Annotated in this window: 21 protein-coding genes, 1 tRNA gene and 1 riboswitch; of the genes, 11 read left to right on the plus strand and 11 right to left on the minus strand. The window is 32.3% G+C overall.

Annotated features, from left to right (window positions below):
* Window positions 1-2: 2 nt before the first annotated feature.
* From ABRY23_07445 to ABRY23_07495, 11 genes are all read right to left on the minus strand, one after another.
* On the minus strand, window positions 3-758 hold the full coding sequence (locus ABRY23_07445; GenBank protein MFA3782879.1) for an MlaE family ABC transporter permease: 756 nt from the start codon (window positions 756-758) through the stop codon (window positions 3-5).
* A gap of 1 nt (window position 759) precedes the next feature.
* On the minus strand, window positions 760-1,482 hold the full coding sequence (locus tag ABRY23_07450) for an NTP transferase domain-containing protein (GenBank protein MFA3782880.1): 723 nt from the start codon (window positions 1,480-1,482) through the stop codon (window positions 760-762).
* 77 nt (window positions 1,483-1,559) lie between these two features.
* A complete protein-coding gene (locus ABRY23_07455) occupies window positions 1,560-2,189 on the minus strand; it encodes a TetR/AcrR family transcriptional regulator (GenBank protein MFA3782881.1) in 630 nt (209 codons plus the stop codon).
* A gap of 95 nt (window positions 2,190-2,284) precedes the next feature.
* Entirely contained in the window at window positions 2,285-2,824 is a 540-nt protein-coding gene (locus ABRY23_07460; protein ID MFA3782882.1) for an acyloxyacyl hydrolase, read from the minus strand.
* Between the two features lie 346 nt (window positions 2,825-3,170).
* Window positions 3,171-4,040, minus strand: a complete 870-nt coding sequence (locus ABRY23_07465; protein ID MFA3782883.1) for a DUF3108 domain-containing protein — start codon at window positions 4,038-4,040, stop codon at window positions 3,171-3,173.
* A 13-nt stretch (window positions 4,041-4,053) separates the two neighbouring features.
* Window positions 4,054-4,968: a patatin-like phospholipase family protein gene (locus tag ABRY23_07470; GenBank protein MFA3782884.1), complete on the minus strand. Its 915-nt coding sequence runs from the start codon at window positions 4,966-4,968 to the stop codon at window positions 4,054-4,056.
* A gap of 9 nt (window positions 4,969-4,977) precedes the next feature.
* The gene (locus ABRY23_07475) at window positions 4,978-5,271 is read right to left on the minus strand and encodes a PG0541 family transporter-associated protein (GenBank protein MFA3782885.1); all 294 of its coding nucleotides are present in this window, start codon (window positions 5,269-5,271) and stop codon (window positions 4,978-4,980) included.
* 11 nt (window positions 5,272-5,282) lie between these two features.
* The gene (locus tag ABRY23_07480; protein MFA3782886.1) at window positions 5,283-8,396 is read right to left on the minus strand and encodes an efflux RND transporter permease subunit; all 3,114 of its coding nucleotides are present in this window, start codon (window positions 8,394-8,396) and stop codon (window positions 5,283-5,285) included.
* A gap of 10 nt (window positions 8,397-8,406) precedes the next feature.
* Window positions 8,407-9,450, minus strand: a complete 1,044-nt coding sequence (locus ABRY23_07485; protein MFA3782887.1) for an efflux RND transporter periplasmic adaptor subunit — start codon at window positions 9,448-9,450, stop codon at window positions 8,407-8,409.
* A gap of 22 nt (window positions 9,451-9,472) precedes the next feature.
* Window positions 9,473-10,795: a TolC family protein gene (locus tag ABRY23_07490; GenBank protein MFA3782888.1), complete on the minus strand. Its 1,323-nt coding sequence runs from the start codon at window positions 10,793-10,795 to the stop codon at window positions 9,473-9,475.
* Window positions 10,796-10,834: 39 nt separating this feature from the next.
* Window positions 10,835-11,446 (minus strand): TetR/AcrR family transcriptional regulator, encoded by a 612-nt coding sequence (locus tag ABRY23_07495; protein MFA3782889.1) that lies wholly within the window; start codon window positions 11,444-11,446, stop codon window positions 10,835-10,837.
* 265 nt (window positions 11,447-11,711) lie between these two features.
* A riboswitch (cobalamin riboswitch) is annotated at window positions 11,712-11,928 on the plus strand.
* 95 nt (window positions 11,929-12,023) lie between these two features.
* Here ABRY23_07495 and ABRY23_07500 point away from each other — a divergent pair.
* From ABRY23_07500 to ABRY23_07550, 11 genes are all read left to right on the plus strand, one after another.
* Window positions 12,024-12,731: a diphthine--ammonia ligase gene (locus ABRY23_07500; protein MFA3782890.1), complete on the plus strand. Its 708-nt coding sequence runs from the start codon at window positions 12,024-12,026 to the stop codon at window positions 12,729-12,731.
* 14 nt (window positions 12,732-12,745) lie between these two features.
* A complete protein-coding gene (locus ABRY23_07505) occupies window positions 12,746-13,921 on the plus strand; it encodes an ABC transporter substrate-binding protein (GenBank protein MFA3782891.1) in 1,176 nt (391 codons plus the stop codon).
* Window positions 13,921-14,973, plus strand: a complete 1,053-nt coding sequence (locus ABRY23_07510; GenBank protein ID MFA3782892.1) for an iron chelate uptake ABC transporter family permease subunit — start codon at window positions 13,921-13,923, stop codon at window positions 14,971-14,973. Before ABRY23_07505 ends, ABRY23_07510 begins: the two co-directional genes overlap by 1 nt.
* A 1-nt stretch (window position 14,974) precedes the next feature.
* A complete protein-coding gene (locus ABRY23_07515; GenBank protein MFA3782893.1) occupies window positions 14,975-16,003 on the plus strand; it encodes an ABC transporter ATP-binding protein in 1,029 nt (342 codons plus the stop codon).
* A 130-nt stretch (window positions 16,004-16,133) separates the two neighbouring features.
* Window positions 16,134-17,114 carry a UDP-glucose 4-epimerase GalE gene (gene galE, locus ABRY23_07520; GenBank protein ID MFA3782894.1) on the plus strand — a complete coding sequence of 327 codons (981 nt, stop codon included), beginning with the start codon at window positions 16,134-16,136 and terminating at the stop codon, window positions 17,112-17,114.
* 302 nt (window positions 17,115-17,416) lie between these two features.
* The gene (locus ABRY23_07525) at window positions 17,417-20,470 is read left to right on the plus strand and encodes a hypothetical protein (protein MFA3782895.1); all 3,054 of its coding nucleotides are present in this window, start codon (window positions 17,417-17,419) and stop codon (window positions 20,468-20,470) included.
* Between the two features lie 637 nt (window positions 20,471-21,107).
* Complete coding sequence (locus ABRY23_07530) at window positions 21,108-22,835, plus strand: glucose-6-phosphate isomerase (GenBank protein MFA3782896.1); 1,728 nt, start codon at window positions 21,108-21,110, stop codon at window positions 22,833-22,835.
* Between the two features lie 5 nt (window positions 22,836-22,840).
* Window positions 22,841-24,400, plus strand: coding sequence for a hypothetical protein (locus ABRY23_07535; protein MFA3782897.1), 1,560 nt, complete (start codon window positions 22,841-22,843; stop codon window positions 24,398-24,400).
* 111 nt (window positions 24,401-24,511) lie between these two features.
* Window positions 24,512-24,585, plus strand: a tRNA-Glu gene (locus ABRY23_07540).
* 36 nt (window positions 24,586-24,621) lie between these two features.
* A complete protein-coding gene (gene nth, locus ABRY23_07545) occupies window positions 24,622-25,293 on the plus strand; it encodes an endonuclease III (protein ID MFA3782898.1) in 672 nt (223 codons plus the stop codon).
* Window positions 25,283-25,852, plus strand: a complete 570-nt coding sequence (locus tag ABRY23_07550; GenBank protein ID MFA3782899.1) for an HDIG domain-containing metalloprotein — start codon at window positions 25,283-25,285, stop codon at window positions 25,850-25,852. The genes nth and ABRY23_07550 overlap by 11 nt, the downstream gene beginning before the upstream one ends.
* The last annotated feature ends 52 nt before the right edge of the window (window positions 25,853-25,904 follow it).

Here is a 25,904-nt window from a genome sequence, read left to right on the forward strand (position 1 = left end):
ATTTAAAGTAACTCCCATACTACTTTAGTAAAAATAAAGTCAATCACTAATATTATTGCAGAAGAATAGACTACGGCGTTTATTGTATTTTTCCCGAGCCCAGTAGTTCCTCCTTTAGTTGTAAGTCCAAAATAACAACTAATAGTTGCTATAAAGAATCCGAAGAAAAATGGCTTTAAGAATCCAACGAAAAGGTCTTTCATTTTTAAGGAGACAATTGCAGTGTGCCAAAAAACATTTATATCGCTATTGAAAGTTTGATTAGAAACTAGCATTCCCCCTACAATTCCTACAATATCTGCAATTAATGTTAATGGCAAAAACATAGTAAGTGCAGCTATAGTTCTTGGCACCGCCAGCTTTTCTATTGGGTTAGCACCAAATGCTTTCAATGCATCTATTTGCTCGCTAAGCTGCATAGCGCCTATTTCTGATGTGTTTTTAGCACCTGTTCTTGCAGCTAATAATAAACCTGTAATTACTGGTCCAAGTTCACGAACCATACCTAATGAAACCGTCTTAGCTATCCAAGCAGTAGCGCCAAATGTTTCCAATTGATGTCCAGTCTCAATTGCAAGAATTACACCAGTGAACAAACCACCAAGAAAAATTAGGAAAAATGACCTTGTACCAATTAAGTACATCTCTTGAAGAGTTTCCTCCCAGTTATCTTTTACTGATTTGAAATGAACACTTATATCTTTTATTAACAGTGAGAACTCTTGAAGGCCATATATCATGTACTGAAATCGGGTCAACTTATTTTTTCTCCTCTAATTGAGCGTGATAGGATGATATGAGTTCTTCGGCAATTTTTATGTCTTTAACATGATCTATATCGACAATTTTTGAAAATGAGTAGGCTTTTAATTTGTAATTATTTCTAATAAGTAGGCGCAGGAAATTTCTTAGTCTGGCAATTCCCAAGTTCAGTGCTTCTGGCAATAGTTCAAAAATTCTGTTTGAAAAGTAATAGATTCCGCCGGTAGCCCAAAAATAACCTTCCTTTGAATCGCTGAAATTTATTATGTTGTTTTCATTATCTAAGCTAACGCATAATGGTTTTTCATCATCAATAAATTTTGTTATTGCAAGTATTCCATCTATTTTTTCAGTTGATTTGCAGTAATTGATAAAGTTAGAGAATTCATTTTCTAAGAAGACAGTATCAGTGGTTGCTAAACAAAAAGGTTCATTTGAAAGATACTGTGACATTTCAAATAAGCTGTGCATTGAACTTTCAGTATCTTTAACTATAAGACTTACGGAGATATTAAACTTATGATTAAGCAAATAATTTTTAAGTTCAGGTTCGTGTGAATTTATTATACAAAAAACCTTATCGAATCCTTTTTCTCCGCCTATTCTTATAATTCTTTCAATGAGGTATTCGCCATTTAATTTTATCAAGTGCTTGGGAATTTTCAAGCCCTCTGCTTTCAATCTTGAACTCTCTCCTGCGCCAATAATTGCTAAATTCATAAAATGCCTATCATTGTTTCGCTTTCTATCGCTGCCAAAGAAATTTTAATTGTTTTAAGTAATTAATTAACTCAATATTAAGAATTGAGCTTAAAATCCATTTTATTTTTTCTAATTAATTTTTCTAATTCTTTTCTACCTTTTTCAGTTAAAATTCCATTCAATAATAGCTTATGCGTAAATTTGAAAGCATCAGTCAAAGAAAAACTATGTGATATTATAAAACTAGGATCAATTATTGATTGAACAGCACTTTGAAAAACATTCATTATAATTAATGGCGGAATTTCAATCACGTATCCCTCATCAATTCCTTGAGCAAAAATTTTTAGTAAGTTCTTGTAGTAAACATCAGTTCTAAATTTTTCAATCTTCTGCCACAAAGCTGGGTGGTGAATGTGAATTTCTTCAATCATTTTGTCACATAATTTTTCAGAGATTTTTTTTAATAAATATATTGTCAAAGCAATCTTTTCTACTGCGTTAATATTTTTTTTTATAATCGATTCCATTTCATTTGAAATTTGTAAAGTAAATCTATTAATCAGAGATTCAAGCAGTTCATCTTTTGATTTAAAGTTTTTATATATTGTTTTTTTGCTCATCTTGATTGTCGATGCGATGTAATTTATTGAGGTTTTAGGGAATCTGTTATTAAAAATCTTCTCCTCAATTAAATCAAGTATGAGCTCTCTGTCTTTCTTCATTATATAATTTTCATTTTTGTAATAACAAATTTAGTGAAAGTAAACTATTAGTCAAAATAATGGTTTACCTATTTTCGTAAGGTAAACGTCATTTTTTATCTTATATAATGAATCTCCAAAAAGTGAATATTTACTCCAGGGTTAGTTTCATATAAACTTGCATTTGAAATATGTTCGAATCTGTATGCTATTCCAATTTTGCTGAATGGTTTAACCATTAGTGCAATGTGACTTATAAAATTAAATGAGCCTCCTAATTCTAAATTGCTAAAGCTATGATTTGTCATTATACTTGGATTTATACCTGCTGTAAATAATATTTTATCAGTAAAGGGATTTAGTTCTAATATTGGACCAGCAGAGATAAGCATAGAATTGGTTGAGTCATCATAAAGCAGTCCAATTGAGATATTTAGCCTAAACATTAATGGAAAAGAAGAACCGTTGCCTGAAAAAATAAAAGGAGGCTTTGTTATATAATATACCTCGAAAAAATGCAGTTTGGTCACATCCCTTCTTGATTGATTGGTACCAACTCTAACTCCAAAATCTTTTTGCTGTGCAGAAACTTGAGTTATGGTTAAAAGTAAGTTTAACACTGCAAATAATGTTATATATATTATTCTAATTTTCATAATCTACAAATTCATATACTAGAGAAATAATTTTGACAGTTGTAAAGTATAGAACTCATTTTTAAAATTTTGTCAATTCTTTTACAAAAGCATTAATATAAAGAACTGCTGTATAAATATAATGCCCGTATTATGCTACAGAGTCAAGTTAATTTAAATATGCTGTATTGTTGTTACAATTAAACCCCCAAAATTCAGTCTGTTAAATAGCAATTAACACTTATGCGGTTAAAAAAGTTAAGTCTGACCTCCAAAATTTTTTGGGAATGATTTTTATTTAAGAGTACAGTTGTTATATGTATATAGATTATCGTTAGCCATCTTGATAACTTGTTTTATTGAACAATTACTCTTTCTCTTTCTCATATATTTTAGGCGGCATCCAGCCATCTCTTTTCCATTTAATCAGCTCAATATTAATGCTGCCAAGTATTACGTTCATTTTTGCTCGTATTGGAATTTTAGCAGAGTCGTTGCTGAACCAACCTTTGAATGGACCAGTAAGACCAAATATTCCTTTGAATTGTGCTTTGCCGTCAAATTCAATAACATCTATTGGATAGTTAACTGCATCTATTTCTGCTTTTGTATGTTTATTGTAAAAATTAAGTATTGTAATCCCTTTTGTGCTGTTAATCATTGTTGGTACTTTCACCTCTGTACGTTTTCTAACATTAGCACGTGCAAAAAATAGAAGAGAAAGTCCATCTTGTGTTTTTTCTTGAATAGTAACGGTATCAACTTTTTCTATATTGAATTCATTATCGTTTTTATTGTTAACCCTCCCGTATTCAACAAATAGCCTATTGTTTGTTCTGTCATATTTATATTTGGTTATCAGCCAAGTTTCACCGTCTTTTGTTTTACTTATAAAAGAATTTGAAAAACAGTTGTTATCCATTTCTGTTTCAAATATTGAATGCAGGTTAACAAAGGGAAGTCCAGAATAGGAATCAATAAAAGCAGAAGCTTTGATTATATAATCGTCGTTTTGCTTTTTAATTTCAGTTACAATTGTGCGTACAGTTCCAATTTTGATAAACCACCAGCTAACTTCATAGGTCAGCTCTTCACCAGCAACAAGGAATTGAGTTCCTTTAGTATCATTTTGGTTTGACAGCTTATCTTTATCATTATCTTCAAAACTTGAAGAGGCAACAAAAAGAGTAGTCATTAAAAAGATACAAATACAATATTTCACTGCTACATATTTCATATTGAACTTGCGGTCAGTCAAAATTCTTCAATTGTTTTTTTGCTGTCGAGTAACCAACTTCAATTAATTCCTTTGCTTTGCTAAACTCAAAAACTTTGAAGTCACTTGTATTCGGTTCAATAAGAATATCTGGTTTGGCGATTTGCATTGTTAAATCACTAATTTGAACTTGCACGATGATAAACATTTGATAAAGCACACTCCAAATTTTGGGGTCGGGGATTTTTTCATTCGAATTATCATTCAGAAAATTAATGGGGTGTTTGATAAAGTATTGTATCTTTTCGTTTAATGATAACTCTTTAACTTTCTTATTTACTTCCGGAATTTGTTTACCGTTTTCTTGACCGATTCCGTAAGTTCCAAATCTTCTCAGATTAACTGCGATTACTTTATCAATCCCTTTCTTTTTAACTACATCAACTGGAGTTGGGTTGACTAATCCGCCATCAACAAGTTTGTATTTACCGATTGTTACAGGTGAAAAAATTACGGGAATGGAAATGCTCGCTCTAATAGCAGAAAGTAAGTCGCCTTTTTCTAAGACGACCATCCTTCCGGTTTGAATATCTGTTGTAACCGCTGAGAAGGGTATTTTAAGATCATCAAAGGTTTTGTTGCCAAACCAAGTGCTTAAAAATTCTGATAGGTATTTCGTGTTTACAATGGAGGATAAAGACAGAGAGGGTAAAAATATTTTTGCCATTAGTTTCCAGTCAGTCTGTATAGCAATATCTTCAATTTCCTGTGCACTCATTCCAATGGCATAAGCCGCTCCAATTAAAGCCCCAATACTGCTTCCGGAGATATAATCTATTTTTATTCCGTGCTCTTCAATAGCTTTTAAAACACCAATATGAGTTAATCCACGAGCAGCACCGCTGCCGAGCGCTAAACCAATTTTAAGAGAATTATTTTTATGTATCATATAAAATAATCACACCATCTTCTCAACATCCCATACGAATGCATGCAGGCCCTGCTCTTCGGCCTCTTTATTTATTTCCTTAATTTTTTCTAATAAAGGATCAACCAATTCGTTTTTAATTACTGTAAATACAACAGCATTTTGACTGGGCCAGATGTGCGTACCCAAGTGCGGTTCACCTTTTTGGCTGCCTTGCCCATGCACATTCAAAAATCTTGTGAAACCTCTTATTCCTAAATTTTCTAAAGCTTCGTTTATTTCTTCGGTGATTCCATGATTGTATACTATCATTACAGCTTTCATGTTTTTCTCCTTTAATCGATTTCTTTTTTCTTTTTGATTCTTGTCTCTACAATTGAATATAGCACTGGCACAAGAACAAGTGTAATTAGAGATGAAAAGAATAAACCGCCAATTGTAGAAATGCCAAGAGGTTTCCAAATTTCAGAGCCTTCGCCACTGCTGATAGCTAATGGAAATAGCCCTAATAAAGTAGTAAAAGTTGTCATTAACACTGGTCGCAGTCTGTTCCTTCCCGAATAAATAATAGCTTCACGTAATTCTACTCCTCTTGCTCTTGTGATATTTGTAAAGTCTACGAGTACGATTGCATTTTTTACTACAATTCCAATTAGCATTATACTGCCTAAGAAAGCAATCACACTAAAAGGTATATTTGTAATGTACAATGCAATAAAAACACCTGTAAATGCAAAAGGTACAGAAAACATAATAATAAATGGATCAACTAAGGATTCAAACTGAGCTGCCATAACCATATAAACAAGGATAATACTAAGAATAAGTAGTAGGAATAAATCTTTAAATGCATCACTTTGCTGTTCTATCTGTCCAGAATATTCAATTGTAGTTTTAGGAGGCAGCTCAAGTTTTGATGCATAATTTTTTATGTCGTTTGTTACGTCTCCTAAAGAACGACCCGCAACATCGGAAAGAACTGCAATAACTCTTTCTTGCTCTTTTCTTTTAATTGTAGGTGGTGAATATGCCTGCACAACTCTCCCAACATCTTTTAATCTAACTGTAGTTCCAAGTAATGTTTTAATTGGTAAATTTTCGATATCTGAGATGTTGTTTTTCTTCTCTGGAGGTAGACTAATAAAAATATCATATTCATCACCAAGTTCTCTAAATGTAGTTGGCGTTAGGCCATAATAATTGTTTCTTAATGTATTACCAACAATTGCAGTGTTTAAGCCGGTGAGGGCCAATTTATCTCTTTGTAAGATAATTTGGAGTTCAGGCCTTGGGTCTCCAATATCAATTCTCACGTCACGAGTTCCATTTAGTTTTGTCATAAAATCTTTGAGCTTGTTAGCTATTTTATACGACTCTTCCAAGTCTGGACCAATAATATCAACTTCAATTGGAGCACCTGTAGCACCAGTTAAAAAGGCACCAGCTCCAGCAGTATTAATGCTGAGACTTTTAATTCCAACAAATGGTTTTAACTTTTCTCGCAGTGCATCTGCCATTTCAAAAACAGAGCGGGTTCTCTCTTTGATTTTTGTAGTTCTAAATTGTAAAGTAGCTATGTTTGTGCCCTCACTTTGACCAAAGAGTATAGATGAAAAACCTTGATCATTTACACCAGATCGAGCCGACATATAAACAATTTCCGGAAAATCTTTTTTTACGATTTGTTCAATTTTTTTAACGTATTCGACTGTTTCTTCTAATCTTTTTCCTGGTTCAAGTTCGATTGTTAGCTGGAATTGGGATGAGTCAGATTTTGGTATAAATTCAGAGCCCAGTTTAGGAATTAGTGATAATGAACCAATAAAAATAATTAAAGATATAAAAATGACAGATTTTTTATGATTTAATGCCCACTCTAAAATATTTTTATAGAAATTATCTAATGAATTAAGCATTCTAGCTAAAGCTGAATCTACTTTTTTGAGTAGTGGATTTGTTATGGGTTTTGTTTCTTTTTTGGATTTTAGCAATTTAGAAGAAAGCATAGGTATCAACGTAATAGCAGCTAATAATGAGACTAAGATCATTACGGTTACAAGAAAGCCAAGCTGATTAAACAAAATACCTGCAATACCAGAAATAAAGACAAGAGGGAAAAATACGGCTACTATTGTGAATGTAGCAGCTGCTACTGCAAGCCCTACTTCAGACGAAGCAAAAATTGCTGCTTCTCGAGGTCGTGCACCTCTTTCTATATGGTGCGTGATATTTTCAAGGATTACGATTGCATCATCTACCACTAATCCTACTGCTATAGATAAAGATGAAAGTGAAATAATATTAATTGTGTTTCCAGTGAAATAAAGATAAATGAAAGCTCCTATTAACGATACTGGTAAAGTAAGTACAATTATAATAGTTGCTCGCCATTGCCTTAAGAATACGAGTATTACAATAATAACAAATAAACCGCCTAGTAATACTGCTTCGGTTAAATTGTTAACAGATTGAATAATAAATTCGGATGAATCTTGAATTATATTTAATTTGACATCAGCAGGCAGGTTTTTTTTAAGCTGTTCTAATTTTGCTTTTACATCCTTAACTACTTGTACTGTGTTAGCACCTGATTGTTTTTGAACGATTACATATAAACCTTTGCCCCCATTTAGTCTTACATTTATTGTTCTATCTTTTAAGCTGTCTTTTACAACTGCAACATCTTTTAGGTATATTGCTCTTCCGTTCTGTACACCTACTACAATGTTTTTAATTTCATTAGCGTTTGTAAATTCTGCTGGTACTCGGAGGTTGTATTCCATGTCTCCCATTTTTATTGTACCGGATGGGAGGTTAACATTTTCTGATTGAAGTACTTGTCCAATCTGAGCCACAGAAATATTATATGCTTCTAATTTTTTAGGGTCAACATTTACAAGAATTTGACGCACAGGCCCGCCAAATGCTTGGACAGTTCCCACACCATTAACCCTTTTTAACGGGTCGGTTATTTGGTTTTCTACTAATTTATTTAAGCCTATGTAGCTTTCGTTTGCTTGTACAGCAATAAATAGTATAGGAAAAATATTTGTACTGAATTTAAAGATTATCGGATCTTCAGCATCGTCGGGCAGATTTCTTTTAGTAAATTCCAAAGCTGTTCTAATATCGTTTGCAGCTTCATCGAGGTTCGAGCCATATTCAAATTCAAGAGTAACGACAGAAATATTATCGATAGAAGTGGAACTTATTTTTTTAAGATTGGTTATTGAACTTAGTCCACTTTCTATTTTTTTACTAACGTTTAGCTCAACATCTTGAGCGCTAGCGCCTGGATATTGGGTTAGTACACTTATAACCGGCGGTTCAATTTCTGGGAAAAGGTCAATTGGTAATCTTTCAAATGAAACAAAGCCAATAATGATTATCGCCATAAATAGCATTATTGTTGTAATTGGCCGTCTAACCGATATTTCAGGTAAGTTCATCGTTAACTCCTTATTCTGCTTTGCTTTTAATTTCTACTTTACTTCCATCTTTAAGCAAACCTTGTCCTCTTGTAACAAGGTAATCACCCTCATTTAAGCCTTTGGTTATTTCAACTAATGAATCAAATTCTTTTCCTAAGGTAAGTTCAACTCTTTTAGCAATATTATTTTTAACAATAAATCCATAGTAAGCAGAAGAACCCAACTGTTTAAGCGCAGCAGAACGTTGTATGATAATACCTTCAGTTGTTCCAATTAATATTTTTGCACTGACAAACATTCCTGGATGCAGCCTTTCTTCCGAATTGGGAATTTTAACTTCAACTTCAAAGGTTCTTGAAGCGGGATTAATTGCCGGATTAATTTTTGTAATATATCCTTTAAATATTTCATTAGGATAAACTTCTGAAGATACCTCAACGGTTTGATTCATTTTTATATCTCTTAAATTGGTTTCGCTTACATTAAGCAAAAGTTTTAACGGATTGATTTGCATTAATGAGACAATAGTTGGTGCTCCAACTCCACCGGGTGCCAACAAAAAAACTTCACCATCATTTAGTTTTTTTGCTGTTATAACACCACTAAATGGTGCTCGGAACTGAGTATTTGTTAAAAGCAGGTTATAAGTTTTTTGTGCTGTTTCGTATGCAGCCTTTACTTGGTCAAATTGCGATTGTGAGATTGAACCAGTTTCAAAAAGTGGTTTTAATCTCTCATAATTATCCTTTGCAAGCTGATACTGAATTTTTGCCTGAGCGAGTTGAGTATCATCCATTTCAAAAAGTAAATCACCTTCTTTCACTCTAGAACCCTCATCCACATAAATTTTTTCTATTCTGCCTGTTGCTTGTGCACCTAAATTTGCTTCTTTCCAAGCAGCAAGCGTACCAATTAGCTCAATATCTCTTTGAATTGTTGATTTTTTTACTACTGTAACGTCAACAGGTATTACTTCACTGCTATTTTTATTTTGAACATTTTCTTTTTTTGAGCAGTTTGTATAGACAAGTAAAGAAAGAAATATTATTAGTATTATTCTCACATTTTTCATTGGGTTTATCTCCTAATATCTCTTATTTAATTTTACCTAATAGTGTGTTAAGGTCAGTTTCTGCGACCTTTAAATCGTAAATAGCCTGCAGGCGATTTAACTTTGCCTGTCGGAGAGCAAGTTCAGCGTCGTTTACTTCGAGTTGTGTGGCAAGGTTATTTTCAAGTCTTCTTTTAGCAATTTCATACCCTTCAGTAGCTTGTTGAACAGTTTTATTTTGTCCTTCTATCCTTTTAACTGCTTGTTCAAGACGATAAAGCACGCTTAAAAGCTGAGTTTTAAGAGCTTCAGTAAAATTTCTTTTCTGTTCTTCAGCTTGGTTTAATCCAATTTCAGCTTGACTAACTCTTGCTTGTGTTTTAAAGCCGTTGAAAACAGGAACTTGAAGTTGTAAACCAAGCACAAAAGTTTTAACCCATCTATAATCAGAAAATTTAAAATCGTTGGCTTGTGCCTGGTATTGATAATTACCGAATCCAGCTAACGTAGGTAAATAAGCTGATTTTTCAAGTGAAAGGTTTTTATTGTTCAATTCCACTTGTTTATTTAGAATTGCTAAATCGGGATTGTTTGCTAATAGTTTGTCCATCACCTCTTTTTGATTGGGCAATTCATAAGGCTCCTGAAAATCCATTTCACCAGTAACATCAATTTCTTCGTTTGAATTGAGACCAATTGCGACTTTTAATGCTTCTAAAGAAAGTTTATAATTGTTTTCCATTTGAAGCACAGTAGGTTTAAGATTTTCTACTTGGACCTCAGCTCGAAGGACATCATAATCTGAGAGTTGACCAGCTTTATTAAGTCTTTTAATATTTTCGAAATTATCCTGCGCATTTTTAAGACTTTGTTGCATTACATCTTTTGTCTCTCTCGCTAATAGAACTGATAGAAAAGCTTTTTTGACATTAGCAATAACTTTGTTTTTAACGCTGCGATAATTTTCTTGTGCAATTTTTAAACCATCGGAGGCTAAGCCAATACCTTCATAAAGGGACCAAGAAAAAAGTGGAATTGACAAAGAAGCTTGTGCTAAGTATGAATTATTCGATCCTATTTTAAGTGTTGTGCCAAAAGGTGAACCAGGTGGTAAAAATAAAACTGGTAACTCAATGTAACGTTGATATTGACCACTTAAATCAATTTTTGGAAAAAGCCCGCTTCTTGCTTCTCTAAGTTTCTGTTCAGATTTATTAATTTCCATTTCAGCAATTTTTAAATCCGCATTTTTTTCTAAAGCAAGATTGATTGCCTGTTCTAAGCTAAGAAATGTTGTTTGGTTGGTCTGAGCATAGTTAAATTTAATAAACGCAAAAAATAGAACTGACAGCACAATTTTTTTCACGTAAGTAATCCTCCTAATTTTCATAATTAGTTATTTGTTTTATTTAGTAGAAAGACCGTCAAATATGAGTTTAACAGCAAAAATCATTTCATCGATTGCATTTGTAAAATCAATTGACTTATTAACACTAAATGAGGAAAAATAAAATTCACGATGCCTTAAAGCCTCAGATAAAGTTGATATTAGTTCGGCTACTTTTTGGGTATCGCATTTTTTTATTTCTTTCTTTTTAATTCCTTCATTTAAAATTTTTTTAAGCATTTCAATTTCTGCTTGATGAACTTCTTTAATATGTTCATATAATTTACTTTTTATTTCTAAGAATATATTTGTGTTTATCTCGTGCATTTTTATGGTTTCTTTAACGTAGTTGAACTTTGCTATTTCGTAGTTAATAATTTTTTCAATTGTTGACCGGCTTTGTTTTAATGTGTCTTCAATAATTGCACAGAAATTTTTTTGTTCTTTTTCCATCACCTCTTCTAAAAGCTCATCTTTATTTGCATAATAGTAATATAAAGATGATTTTCTCATGCCTAATGCGTTTGCAATATCTTCTAAAGTAGTTTTTGCAAATCCATTTTTAGCTAAAAGTTTTCGTGCAGTTTGTAATATCAGATCTTTTTTTGAATCACTTATTTTGTTTGTCATATTTTTCAAACTTTTTAATAAAACGTTCGAAACATACATAGATTTATTCTCTTTTGCAAATTAAGTTATGTTATTTAATATATTTGTTAATTCTTAACATATAATGGTCTTACTAAAAGAAAAAACTTTACGTTGAATTTTGACGAGTGCTGGCTCTTAAAGTTTCTAACGATACGCACAAATTGCTTATGTAGACACTTTTGTGGGATAAAATGAGATGTTTAAGAAAAAAGTTTCTCTTGTCTGATGCAATAAATAAAATTATATTAATGGTACAAATAATGGTCTTCGGTTGTATGTCCCGTATGACCGGGTTAAAAGGGAACAAGGTGAAAGTCCTTGACAGTGCCCGCTGCTGTGAGCTCAATAAATTTTTTACCACCCGCGGGTCAATATCCTAATTAAGTTTTATGAAATTTAGGATGTGAAGGCCGGTAAAAAATGAGCAAGTCAGAAGACCTGCCATTATTTTTTTATTCGAGGCTTTCGGGTAAAAAGCTAAGAATAATGTGAGAAATGCTATTGTGCTTCCAAATTCTTTTTTATTAAATATTCTTGAAATTACATTTGAAAATTTATGAAAAATGCAGTTTTTAATTGGAGTGGCGGTAAAGATAGTGCTCTTTGCCTATATTATTGTCTGAAGGAAAAAAATGTAAAAGTTCAATACTTGTTGACAACTGTAAATAAAGTGTTCAAAAGAGTGTCGATGCACGGTGTAAGAATAGAATTGTTAGAAGCTCAAGCAAAAAGTATTGGTGTTGAACTTAAAGAAATCTTTTTGCCTGAAAATCCTACACTAAAAGTCTACAATAATATAATGAAGAAAAAACTTATTGGCTTGAAAAAACAAGGAATTGATTATTCAGTATATGGTGATATTTTCTTAGAGGATTTGAGGCAATATCGTGAACAAAAATTATCAGAAGTCTCTATGAAAGGTTTGTTTCCGTTATGGGGGAGGTCAACAACTGAACTTATAAAAGAATTTATTGAACTCGGATTTAAAGCAATTATAGTTTGCGTTAATGAAAAATACCTAAATAAAACTTTTGCAGGGAAAGTAATTGATTATTCTTTATTAAATGAGTTGCCTTCTAACGTTGATCCATGTGGAGAAAACGGCGAGTTCCATTCTTTCGTTTTCGATGGGCCAATTTTTAATAAACCAATAAATTTCAGCATCGGAGATTTGGTATATAAGAAGTATGAATCAAAGAATAAAAAAGAAAATACAAACTTTGATGGTGGCTTTTGGTACAGAGATTTGTTAATGAATATCTAATTTTTTATAGAGCTATGTTTTCAAAATTAATTTGTTTTTTGGTTATAACACTTTTACTAAGCTTAAATTCATGTACTGCTAAAAAACCTAATAATAATTTAAGCGGCAGTAAAATAAATAATTCAACGAAAGCCTATTCTGAAACCAAAGTAATTTATTCTAAAAATTTTAGTATTGAATACACCAATGATTACAAAATAATTAATATTTTTTCTGCTGATGAAAAACATAAGTTAATCTTTCAGTATTTACTATTACCAAAAGATTCACCTATACCTAATGGTTATTCGCAAGCGATGATTGTTAGGATTCCAATAAATTCTATAATTTCTCTTTCATCTCTTTATATTGGATTCCTTGAAAGATTGGGTTTGTTGGATAAACTTATTGCTGTAGATAAATTTCAGTATGTAAGCTCACCAAAGGTGTGGAGCTTAATTGATTCAGGGAAAATTTATGAAGTGGGCGAATCTTATAACTTAAATATCGAAGAAATATATAAACTGAAGCCGGGACTAATTTTAACTTATGGTAATGGCAATCCATTCGTAGATGCTAATCCAAAATTAATTGAATTTGGGATAAAAGTAGCATCCACTACTATTCATCTTGAAACAACACCTTTAGCACGAGCGGAATGGATAAAGTTCATTGCTGCTTTTTTTAATTATGAAAGCAAAGCAAACAAAATTTTTGACAGCCTTGCATTAAAGTATAACAAATTAGTTAGCATGACGAAAAATATAGAGAATAGACCAACAGTTTTTACTGAAGCTCTTGTAGGAGGCATATGGTTTGAACCAGGCGGTAAAAGTTTTATGGCTAATTTATTGAAAGATGCAGGTGCAGATTATATTTGGAAGGATGACAATTCAACAGGAAGTTTAAGGCTAACTTACGAGCAAGTTTTTGCAAAAGCTCATAACGCAGATTTTTGGGTTAATGTTTTGTTCTGGAGTAAATTTAGTGACGCATTAAAAAACGACCCACGCAATGCAAAGTTTAAAGCCTATCAAGCAAAAAATATATACAACTACAACAGATTGGTTAATAAGTACGGCTTTTATCAGTACTGGGAGGATAGCGTGGTTAATTGCGATATTTTGTTATCTGACCTTATAAAAATATTTCACCCAGAACTTTTGCCTGGATACAAATTGTTCTATTACAAAAGATTAGAGAATAAGTAATGTCGCTATCCAAAAAAGATAAATATATAGCGTTGTTTTTAGTAATATTATTTCTAATCTCGTTTACCTTAGATGTGGTATTGGGTCCTGTAAAAATTCCACTTGGAGTGGTAGTCAAAATTATTCTCGGTTCAAATGAATTAAATTCTACCTGGTCGACTATAATAACAGAATTTAGACTACCTAAAGCGATAACCGCAGTTTTAGCTGGCAGCGCTCTATCTGTTTGTGGTTTAATTATGCAGACTTTTTTCAGAAATCCTTTAGCCGACCCATTTGTCTTGGGCATTAGTTCTGGTGCAAGTTTTGGAGTAGCATTGGTAATTTTAACTGCAGGCTCTTTTGGAATTAATTTATTTTTTCTTGGCGGTTTGATTGGCAATTTAAGTATTACAATAGCTGCCATTCTCGGCGCGTTAATTGTTTTGCTTGTAATAATGATTATTGCAAGAAAAATTAGTAATAACATAACACTTCTAATACTTGGACTTATGATTGGTTATGTTATTTCTTCAATAGAAAATTTTCTAAAATTTTTTAGCTCTCCAGAAAACTTACAAGGCTATGTTATTTGGGGAATGGGGAATTTCGGAAATGTTGTTTGGAAAGACCTTTATTTTTTAATACCTGTAATTTTTATTGGATTAGCTTTCTCTTTCATTTTATCCAAACAGCTAAACTTGCTGCTTCTCGGCGAAAATTATGCTAAGAGTTTGGGAGTGAGGACAAACCAAATGAGAATTTTTATTATTGTAATTGCTGGCGTGCTAGGTGGTGCAATTACAGCTTTTTGTGGACCTATTGCTTTTGTTGGTATTGCAGTGCCACATGTGACAAAAAATTTATTGAACCATTTTGATCATAAAATTTTAATACCTTCTGTTGCACTGTCTGGCAGTATTTTGACTTTAATTTGTGATATTTTATCGCAACTTCCAGGTGGCAGCCAAACTATTCCAATAAATACTGTGACTTCTCTTCTAGGAGCTCCAATTGTCATTTGGATTATCATTAAACAAAGAAAAACAAAATATTATCTGGTAGCTGAGTAAAATGGAAGAGAAAAAGGCAATTCTATATACGAATAATTTGTCAATCGGTTATAAAGAAAATAAAAGAAACGCTAACGTGCTTTTAGATAATTTAAATTTTTCAATTTATCCTGGTGACTTTATCTGCTTGCTTGGTCCTAATGGATGCGGAAAATCTACTTTATTGAAAACATTATGCGGAATACAAAAACCAATTAATGGTGACATTTTTATTGATGGCAAAAGCATAACCGAGTATTCCAATCAAGAGCTGTCAAAAAAAATTAGTATAGTTTTGACAGAAATTCTTAGCGTAACTAACGCAACAGTTTATTCAATAGTAAGTATGGGCCGTTACCCATATAATAATTGGCTAGGCGTACTAAATAAAGAGGATTTTAAAATTATTAATGATGTTATTGATATGACCTGTTTGACTTCGGTTAAGAACAATAGTTTTTTGGAATTAAGTGACGGTATACGCCAAAAAGTTATGATTGCTAGGGCACTTGCACAATATACACCCATAATTTTACTCGATGAACCCACTGTATATTTAGATGCACCAACTAGAATAGAAATTATTCTTTTACTTAGAAAATTATCGAAAGAACTTAACCGAGCCATTATTCTTTCTTCTCACGATATTGACCTTGCATTGCAAACTGCTGATGCTGTTTTCCTGATTAGTCGAGAGAAAAAAATGATTATAGATACTCCAGAGGACCTGGTGTTAAATGGTCACTTCGAAAATGCTTTCAATAAAAATGGGGTTAGATTTCAACTGCATAGGGGGACGTTTGAGACTAACGCGAAAAGGAGATTTGGCTTGCAAGTAATTGGCAGTAAAACAGAAGTTTTTTGGACAGAAAGAGCATTGGAAAGAATTGGAATAACTGCAAACCAATCTGAAAAAGATGCCTTAGGCGTAGTTAAAGTAGAAAATTTTAATGGCAAATTATTATGGCATTTAGAAATAAATACAAATAAATATAAATGCCATTCTATTGCAGAATTAATAAAACAGTTGACTAATTTTACAAGAACATAACATGTTAATATTATTTTAATCTCGTATTTCCACATGAATCTTCTCATTTTTTTAGTAACACTTTATAATTTGTACGGATGTTTAAATCAAATACTATATTTGTACTGCTCATTTTTTATCAAAAATGTATATGAAACAAATAAAAAACATATTGATTACAGGAGGAGCCGGTTATATTGGTAGCCATGTTGCCCACGATTTAGTAGAATTAGGCTATAATGTTTTTGTATTCGATAATTTTACTACCGGCCTAAAAGAAAACGTACCTAAAACTGCTGTTACAATAGAAGGCGATATTAGAAAAATAGAAGACCTACAAAAACTTTTTACTAATGAATTTGATGTTGTATTTCATTTCGCTGCATTTAAAGCAGCAGGTGATTCGATGAACAACCCAATTAATTATGCTGAAAATAATATTTGCGGTACACTGAATATTATTAAGCAAATGTTATTACATAATATAAATTTTTTTGTCTTTTCCTCATCTGCTGCAGTTTACGGAGAACCTCGGTATCTGCCTATTGATGAAAAACATCCTAAAAATCCAACTAATTACTATGGTTTTACAAAACTAATCATTGAACAAAATCTTGAATGGTTTAGTAAATTGAATGGAATTAAATATGCGGCGTTGAGGTACTTTAATGCAACAGGCTATGATATTAAAGGCAGAGTAAAAGGCAAAGAAAAAAACCCAGCTAATCTTTCACCGATTGTTATGGAAACTGCTGCTAATATTAGAGAGTCCATGCAAGTCTTTGGTAACGATTACGAAACTGTTGATGGCACATGCATTAGAGATTTTATCCATGTTAACGATCTTTCATCTGCGCACATACTTGCTATGGATTACTTATACAAAAAAAATGAAAATATAGTGGTCAATCTTGGTACTGGTACTGGTCATTCTGTTTTAGAGGTTATAGCAGCGGCAGAAAAAGTTACTAATAGAAAGATAAATTATTCAGTAGTTAATAGAAGAAAAGGCGATCCAAAAGAACTTGTAGCAAGTTGCCAATTAGCTAAAGAATTGCTTGGCTGGGAAGCAAAATATTCTGATTTAGAAACAATTTTTACTTCAATGAAGCCAGTTTACGGAATTAAATAAGTTATAGTAATCTAAAAGTACTTATTTATCCCTGTCTCATAAAAAGTTGTGTTTGACCCTTGCAGCCATATTGTTTTTCTCTTTCTCGAATCTTAATAAGTGGTTTTGCTCATCTTTAATTCTTAAATAAATTATCAATTTTTGAATAATTTTAAAAAGGAACTATAACTTTTTGTTAATGTAAAAAAGCAACAATTGATTAGTATTAAAATTAATCTGATATTAAACTTGCATTGTCAAATGAAAGTATGAAAATCCACCACTTCGTGGAAAGAATTATTTTTAACAACAAGGAAATAACCATGAAAAAATATTTCTTTGCCATATCATTTTTAGCCTTGATAGTTTTTAGCCCATCAAAAGTAGTTTCTCAATATTTTGGGCGAAACAAGGTTAATTATGAAACGCCGGATTTTAAGATGATAAAGACTAAACATTTTGATATATATTATTATGAAGAAGAGAAAGAAGCAGCAAAATATGCAGCTGAAATGGCTGAAAGATGGTACAATCGGCATTCAAAATTAACAGGTGACACACTTAAAGGAAGACAACCTTTAATTTTATATTCAAGTTTTCCAATGTTTAGTGTAACTAACGTCTTAGGTGGCAGTACAATAGGAATTGGAACTGGAGGTGTTACTGAGCCTGTGTTAAGACGAATAGTTATGCCTTTTGCTGGACCATTAAAAGAAACAGATCATGTATTAGGACATGAATTAGTACATGCTTTTCAGTTCGATATTGCTACTAAGGCTGATAGCAGTGCTAGGACAGGTCTTAACAATATTAATCGTTTACCGCTTTGGTTTATTGAAGGAATGGCTGAATATTTTTCTATTGGTCCTGTTGATCCGTTCACAGCTATGTGGATGAGAGACGCTGTTCAAGATACAATACCGACGATTGATGATTTAACTAACCCAAAGTTTTTCCCTTATCGTTATGGGCAGGCATTACTATCTTATATTGGTGGTAAATATGGTGATGATAAACTTGTAGATATATTAAAAGTTGCGGTAAGAAAAGGAGACTTAAGACTTGCAATAGATACCGTGCTTTCAACTAAAATTGATACTCTGTCTAAACAATGGCACCAGGCAATTCGTGATAATTACGCTGCACTCAAACAGCTAACAGATTCAGCTTCAGTTTATGGCCCACAATTAATTGGTGCTAAAAAGTATGGTGAGGACCTAAATATTTCACCTGTTATAAGTCCCGACGGCAAATATATTTTATTTTTCTCATCTAGAGATTTGTTTTCAATCGACCTTTTTTTAGCTGATGCACAGACTGGAGAGATAAAAAAAACAGTACTAAAAACAGTATTAAATACCCACTTAGAAAATCTTGAGTTTATTAACTCGGCAGGTGCATGGGACCCATCAGGGGAAAAATTTGTTTTTAGTTCTGTTGTAGATAGCAGACCCGTTTTGTCAATCTTAAATGTAAATACTGGTGAAATTGAAAAAGAGATAAGGTTTAAAGAGTTAGGTGAAATATTTTCACCGTCTTGGTCACCCGATGGCAAACAAATTGTTTTTTCTGCATTAAGTAATGGTTTTACTGATCTGTTTATATACAATCTCGATGATGGAACAACAAAAAGAATTACAAATGATGCTTATGCCGATTTACAACCAGCCTGGTCACCCGACGGAAACACAATAGTCTTTTCTACGGATAGATTTTCTACTAACTTATCTTCTCTTGATTTTGGAAATTATAAACTTGCACTTTATGATTTGAAAACCGAGAAAATTTCTGAATTAAATACATTTGAAAAAGGCAAAAATATAAACCCGCAATGGTCGGCAGACAGCAAACACATATTCTTTATCTCTGATGCAGATGGTATTTCTAACATTTATCGTTATGACTTAAATACAAATACAATCTCAAAAATTACCTCTCTTTTCACAGGTGTTAGCGGGATTACAAGCTTAAGTCCTGCTATTTCAACAGCGATGAAAACTAATAAATTAGTCTATAGTGTTTATGAAAAAGGTAAATATAAAATTTATTCTATGGATCCAGAAAAAATGTTTAGTCAAGTTGCGGCAACTGAAAATTACAACCCTGAGTTTGTTGAAACGTTGCCTCCTGTAAAAAGAAAAAGTAATTTGCTTGTAAATAACCTTAATGACTTCTCACTTGCTAAAGATGATACTTCATCTTTTACCTACACTGATTATGATGCTTCTTTACATTTAGTTGGTTTTGCTCAACCATCAGCTGGGGTTGGAATTGATAGATTTGGTACTTATGTGGGCGGGGGCATTGCTTTGTACTGGAGTGATATTTTAGGAAATCATAACTTAGCTACAGCGTTCCAATTACAAATTGGTGGAGGATTTTCTAATGTAGGTGGACTTTTAAGTTATGTAAACACTGCTCATAGAATTAATTGGGGGGTTGCAGTTCAACAAATACCTTATTTTAACACTGGCTACATTGCTGGCTTCGATACACTAAATGGTTCGCTTGTATACAAAGAGCAAGACTTTACTTTCAAACAAACCAACCGAACAATAAATGGTATTATCATGTACCCTTTTAGTGAAACTCTCAGGATGGAGTTGGGTGCAGGGTTTACAAATGTGAGTTTTAGTAATACAGTTAGAACTATTATTATCTCTTCGTACGGAAATATAATTAAAGATGATACTCAGGATTTGCCAACTGATACTGATATTAATCTGTGGCAGGCAGATGCGGCTTTAGTTTATGATAATAGCATTTTTGGTGCTACCGCTCCAATAATCGGTTCAAGATGGAGAGCAGAGATTACACCTTCTGTAGGTACTTTGTCTTTTAATAGCGCCTTATTGGATTATAGACAGTATTTTATGCCTGTTAGACCATTTACGCTGGCTTTTAGAGTATTGCATGCTGGCAGATATGGTGTTGATGCCGAAAATTATAGGCTGTTACCTTACTATTTGGGTTATCCTGGACTCGTACGCGGTTATGATTACAATTCTTTTAGTAATGCAGAATATAATGCTGATTTATTATCTCCTGACCCTCTAATAAATAGATTGCAGGGTAGTAAAATTCTTGTAGCAAATATTGAACTTCGATTCCCATTGCTGGGTTTATTTGGCATTGGTGAAGGTTTCTACGGCTACTTCCCAATAGACTTCGGTGGTTTCTACGATGCTGGCTTGGCTTGGGATAAGGGAATGAAGCTTGCACTTTCAGGTAACGGTAGAAAACCAGTTAGAAGTGTTGGATTTACTATACGTGTAAATTTGTTTGGTTATGCAATTGGTGAAATTGATTATGTGAAACCATTAGATAGAGTAGACAAAAGCTGGGTTTGGCAGTTTAATTTAACTGAGGGATTCTAATCTTTTATCGAGTAAATTTTTCATAATTTTTGTATGCCATTTATAACTCCAATTTGTCTGCAGAAGAAACTCTTGCTGCGCATAAGAATTATCCAGCCTGTAAAAAGTATTGTTTACAATATCCTATAAATATTTTGTTCTGAGGGGATAATAAAGCTTTGATTATGCTTAAACCAATGTAATCCCTTTAGGGATTATATAGTTATAGAATAAATAAATATCAAACTGAAGTTAAAAGTCCCGTATGGACGAGATAGGGATTGATTTACAAGACAAGTAGAATAGTCCAAAATCATGAAGTTTTCTAAATTTATTTGGTAATTCATCCCTTCGGGATTTGATTTCAAAATTATTTTGGACAGCACTGATCTGCTTGTTTAGTTTAGATAAATCTTTCTTTACATTTTGCGTATGAAAGATCATTTTTTCAAATTAGGCGTCCAATTGTTACTTTTAGCAATTAGATGATGCCTTATTCATTCTTTCAATGGCTTAAGTAAAAGATAATTTGCTTTGCAGAACTATTTTATTTATGAGTTGCAATAAGGAATTTTTTTAATTAAGTAAACATTATCAATCATATATAAATAAATTATGGTGTCTAATAATTTCTTAAAAAAAATTGGAGAAGGTTACAATGTTGCAAAATACAATCATCAAATCAAAAAACGTTGAGGTACATTTACACAATTTTTATGAAAATGTGTTAAATCGGCTCGAAAAACTAAAGTCTGAAGATATTTTAAAAAGAATTTTAACTCATGATTACACAATATGGAGTGATAATCCAAAAGAAATATCAGACCGATTAGGCTGGTTAGATTCTCCAGAAAAGACCAAAACGGAACTTCATTCATTGAACAACTTTGTTACCGAGATTATTAACAACGGTTTTTCGGAAGCTGTTTTATTGGGAATGGGTGGCTCTAGCCTTGCACCAGAAGTCTTTAGTAAGTCATTTGGTACTAAAAAGGGTTACTTACATTTAAGTATATTGGATTCGACACACCCTGAAGTTATACTTAATTATGAGAAAAAGTTTGACTCACAAAAAACACTTTATATAGTCTCTACAAAATCTGGTAGCACAATAGAAACAATCTCTTTTATGAAGTACTTCTTCAATTTGGTATCTCAAAAATTAGGTAAAGAAAAAGCTCCGAAGCACTTTATCGCTATTACGGACCCTGGCAGTGGGTTAGAAGAAATTGCCAAGAAACTAAATTTCAGAAAAATTTTTTTGAATGATCCAAATATTGGGGGTAGATATTCAGCACTATCACTATTTGGAATTGTACCTGCAGCTTTATTAGGGATAGATGTGAAAAAACTTTTAAATAATGCCCAATTATCATTTAATTCTTTAAGTGAAGAAAACGTGCATAATATACCCTCGGCAGTCTTAGGTGCCGCAATAGCAGAATTAGCTGTTAAAGGAGTTGACAAGTTGACTTTTATCATTTCTAAGGAAATTGAATCTTTTGGCTCTTGGCTGGAGCAATTAATAGCTGAAAGCCTGGGAAAATCCGGCAAGGGAATTTTGCCTGTGGATCAAGAGAGTGTTTTACCACCTGAATTCTACAGCGCCGATCGATTGTTTGTTAATATTAAATTAAAAGGCGACAATTCTAACGAGCAGCAAATAAAACTATTGGAAGAAGCAAAACATCCTTTAATTAAAATTGAATTAAACGATATTTATGAGTTGGGTGAACAATTTTTCTGCTGGGAAGTAGCAACATCAATAATGGGCTGGGTGCTTGGTATTAATCCTTTTGACCAGCCTAATGTAGAAGCGGCTAAAGTTTCAGCACGGAAAATGATGAGACAATTTGAAGAAAAAGGAGAACTCCCTTTACTTGAAATCTCAGTTAAAGAAAATGACATTGAAGTTATAGCTTCACAAAAATATAAAACAATCAAAGAAGCTTTTTCCAATTTCTTTATGAACTTTAACGATAGCTCGAGTTTAGGTAGAAGTTACATTGCAATTCATGCATATCTAAACCCAACTAATCAAGTAATTAGTTCATTACAAAGTTTGAGAACTGCTTTGCAAAAAAAATATAAGTCTGCAGTTACTATTGGTATAGGACCTCGTTTTTTGCATTCTACTGGACAGTTACATAAAGGCGATGGAGGAAAAGGATTATTTATTCAGTTTACTTCTAATATCTATCATGATGTTCCTATACCTGAAAAAGCTGGCTATAACGACTCCTCTTTTTCGTTCGGTACTTTAATTAGTGCACAATCGCTTGGTGACAGGGAGGCATTGTTGGATAAAAATAGAAATGTAATACGTGTTAACTTTACACAAGATCCTGTATCCGGCATAAATAAACTGACATCACTTTTTAGCTAATTATAATGGTATTAAAATTAAAACTTCCTAGACTTCATAAAGAGGTAATTACAGCTCTATTTTTTTCTTTAATTACAGTTCTTACTCGCCTGATTTATTTAGAACATTTTTTTGTTGATTGGGATTCGGTAGGTTTTGCCTTAGGTTCAATTTCTTATTCGCTGGAATTTACCAGGCCCCATTTACCAGGTTATTTCTTACATGTCAAAATAATTTCTGCACTGTCTAAAGTTTTAGGAAATATTCATACAGCTATGCTTACTCTTTCGATTGTTTATTCTTCGTTAGCTGCCTTTTTTAGTTATATGCTGCTAAGAAAAATATTTGGTCAAATTGCATCTATAATAATTTCCCTCCTAATTATTACCAATCCTATGGTCTGGTTTTACGGCTCAGTTACAGATTCATACAGCTTTGATTGGTTTTTTTCGGTTTTTGTGATTTTCATTTTAATAGACAGCAAATACTTTTTATTAATACCTCCAATTATTGCAATTGGCTGTGGCATAAGGCAAACAACAGGCGTTTTGATGGCTATTACTTTTTATACTTATTTTTTTGTTTTCAAGGTTTACAAAAACTATAAAATCAAAAAAATATTGATTAGCCATGTTATTGCAGTTTTAGCATTTTTACTATGGTTTGTACCTATGATAGATTCAGCGGGTGGTTTAAGTAATTATTTAAAATTGTACAATGAAAATAGCCCGCTCCCGAAAATCTCTTTAATGCAAAACTTTTATCAAATGTCTTCTTATCTAATTTATATTTTAGTCCCTTATGTGGTAGTTGGAATTGTACTACTAATTAATATTAAGAAACTAAAAAACAAACAACTGAAAATTGATAAAAAAACTTTGTGGTTGTTATTATTCTGGCTGCTTCCTCCATTATTTTTGTTTTCTTTTGTGGCCTATTCAAAAGGATACTTTTTGATAATTATACTTCCCTTGTATATTATTTTTGGCTTTTTTCTTAAGGATGGCTTAATTACAGTTAAGCCGCTAATACTTTCTATTTTTCTGGATATTCTAATATTTCTTTTTTTGCCGTATAGCAAACCATCAATAGAAAGTATGTTAAATCCAATGACTCGTAAAATTAAAAATTATCAAGTGTGGTACGAACGAACAACATCTTCATATTTAATGGCAATATCAAGGATTAAGTATAACGATTCCTCAATAGAAGAATTGTCTGAGCTTATCAAAAAGTATATTAATCAGAATGAAAGTGAAAATTTACCAATTATTTTTTTAGACCCAACAGTTAATTATTATGCAAGAGGTCTTCAATATTTATTTCCTAACTTAACATTTATAACAATGGACCAGCGAGATGTTGATTATTATGTCCTCTATCACAAGCTTGATGTTATGAAACTAAATGGATTAAAAGGCATTTTAAATAACTATGTTATATTGACCCGCAGTGATTTCTTTAATCAATTCTTGAAAAAGTATTTTTTGCAAGCTCTTTATTCATCAAAATATGTTTTAATTATACCTAACAGCAATTATAATCAAGAAATTATAGAGCGGTATAATTTTCTTTTTCTTCGTTAAAAAGGAAAGATGTTGCAAGAAAGAAAGCTGAAAGAGAATTTTATTATGAAAATGTTTACATAATATGGAAATGTAAATATGTAAAGATTAATTTTGTATGTAACAAAAAATGGCGCGTTCGTCTAGTGGTTTAGGACGCCGCCCTCTCAAGGCGGAGATCACGGGTTCGAATCCCGTACGCGCTACAAAGTTTATAGACGTTTTCTATATATAAAAAGTAAATGATTAATAAATCTGAAAAAACAAGAGCTAAAAAAATTTTTGATATTCTCTCGAAAGAGTACCCTAATGTTAAATCCGCTCTTGAATTTTCAAATCCATTTGAATTATTAATTGCTACTATATTATCTGCACAATGTACTGATGCAAGAGTTAACATAGTAACAAAAAGTCTTTTCAAAAAATATAAAACTCCAAGTGACTACTTAAAAACCCCTGATGAGGAATTACAGAAAGATATTTTTTCTACTGGTTTTTACAAGCAAAAAGCAAAATCAATAAAAAAATGCTGTAAAAGTTTAGTCGAAAATTATAATAGCAAAGTGCCTAATGATTTTGAACTTCTCACGACATTACCTGGTGTAGGCAGAAAAACTGCCGCAGTAGTTGCAGGCAATGCTTTTGGAATACCTTCCATCGCTGTTGATACTCATGTTAAAAGACTTTCTAATTTATTGGGGTTTATTGAATCTTCAGATCCACTGAAAATTGAAATGAGGTTAAAAGAACTGCTTCCCGAATCATATTGGATAAACTCCTCGCATTGGTTAGCATCGCATGGTAGAAAAATTTGCATAGCAAGAAAGCCTAAATGTAATGAATGTGTTATTGGAAAGCTTTGCCCCTCTTTTAATTTATTTGCTTCAAACAAAGGAGTACATAGTGGAAAATAATTTGGAAAGAAATAGAGATTACTGCTTATCAATTCTTCGTGAATACACTAAAAGCGAAAGTTTACTTAAGCATGCTTTTGCAGTAGAAGCATGTGTGAAAGCGTATGCTCAAAAATTTAATGAAGATGTTGAACTTTGGGGCAATGTAGCTCTTCTTCACGATTTCGACTATGAAATGTATCCTACTGCGGAGGAACACCCATATAAAGGAAATGAGATTTTAAAAGAAAAAGGATTTTCGGAAGATTTTAGGAAAACTATAATGTCTCATGCAGATTATACCGGAATCCCTCGTAATACAAAACTTCAGAAAGTTCTCTTTGCTTGTGATGAATTAGCAGGATTTATAACAGCGGTTACCTATGTTAGGCCAAATAAATCTATTGAAGAAGTTGAGGTTAAATCAGTAAAAAAGAAAATGAAAGATAAAGCGTTTGCACGTTCAGTAAACAGAGAAGATATACTGAAGGGTGCTGAAGAACTAGGCATTCCTTTAGATGAACATATTGCTTTTTGTATTGAGGCAATGAAGAAAAATAAAGAATTGCTAGGCCTTTAATTTTAACCAACTTAATTCTACACCCGGTTAGTTTTTTAATGATAGCGATTGG

The organism is Melioribacteraceae bacterium 4301-Me (assembly GCA_041538185.1).
Taxonomy (GTDB): domain Bacteria; phylum Bacteroidota; class Ignavibacteria; order Ignavibacteriales; family Melioribacteraceae; genus Pyranulibacter; species Pyranulibacter aquaticus.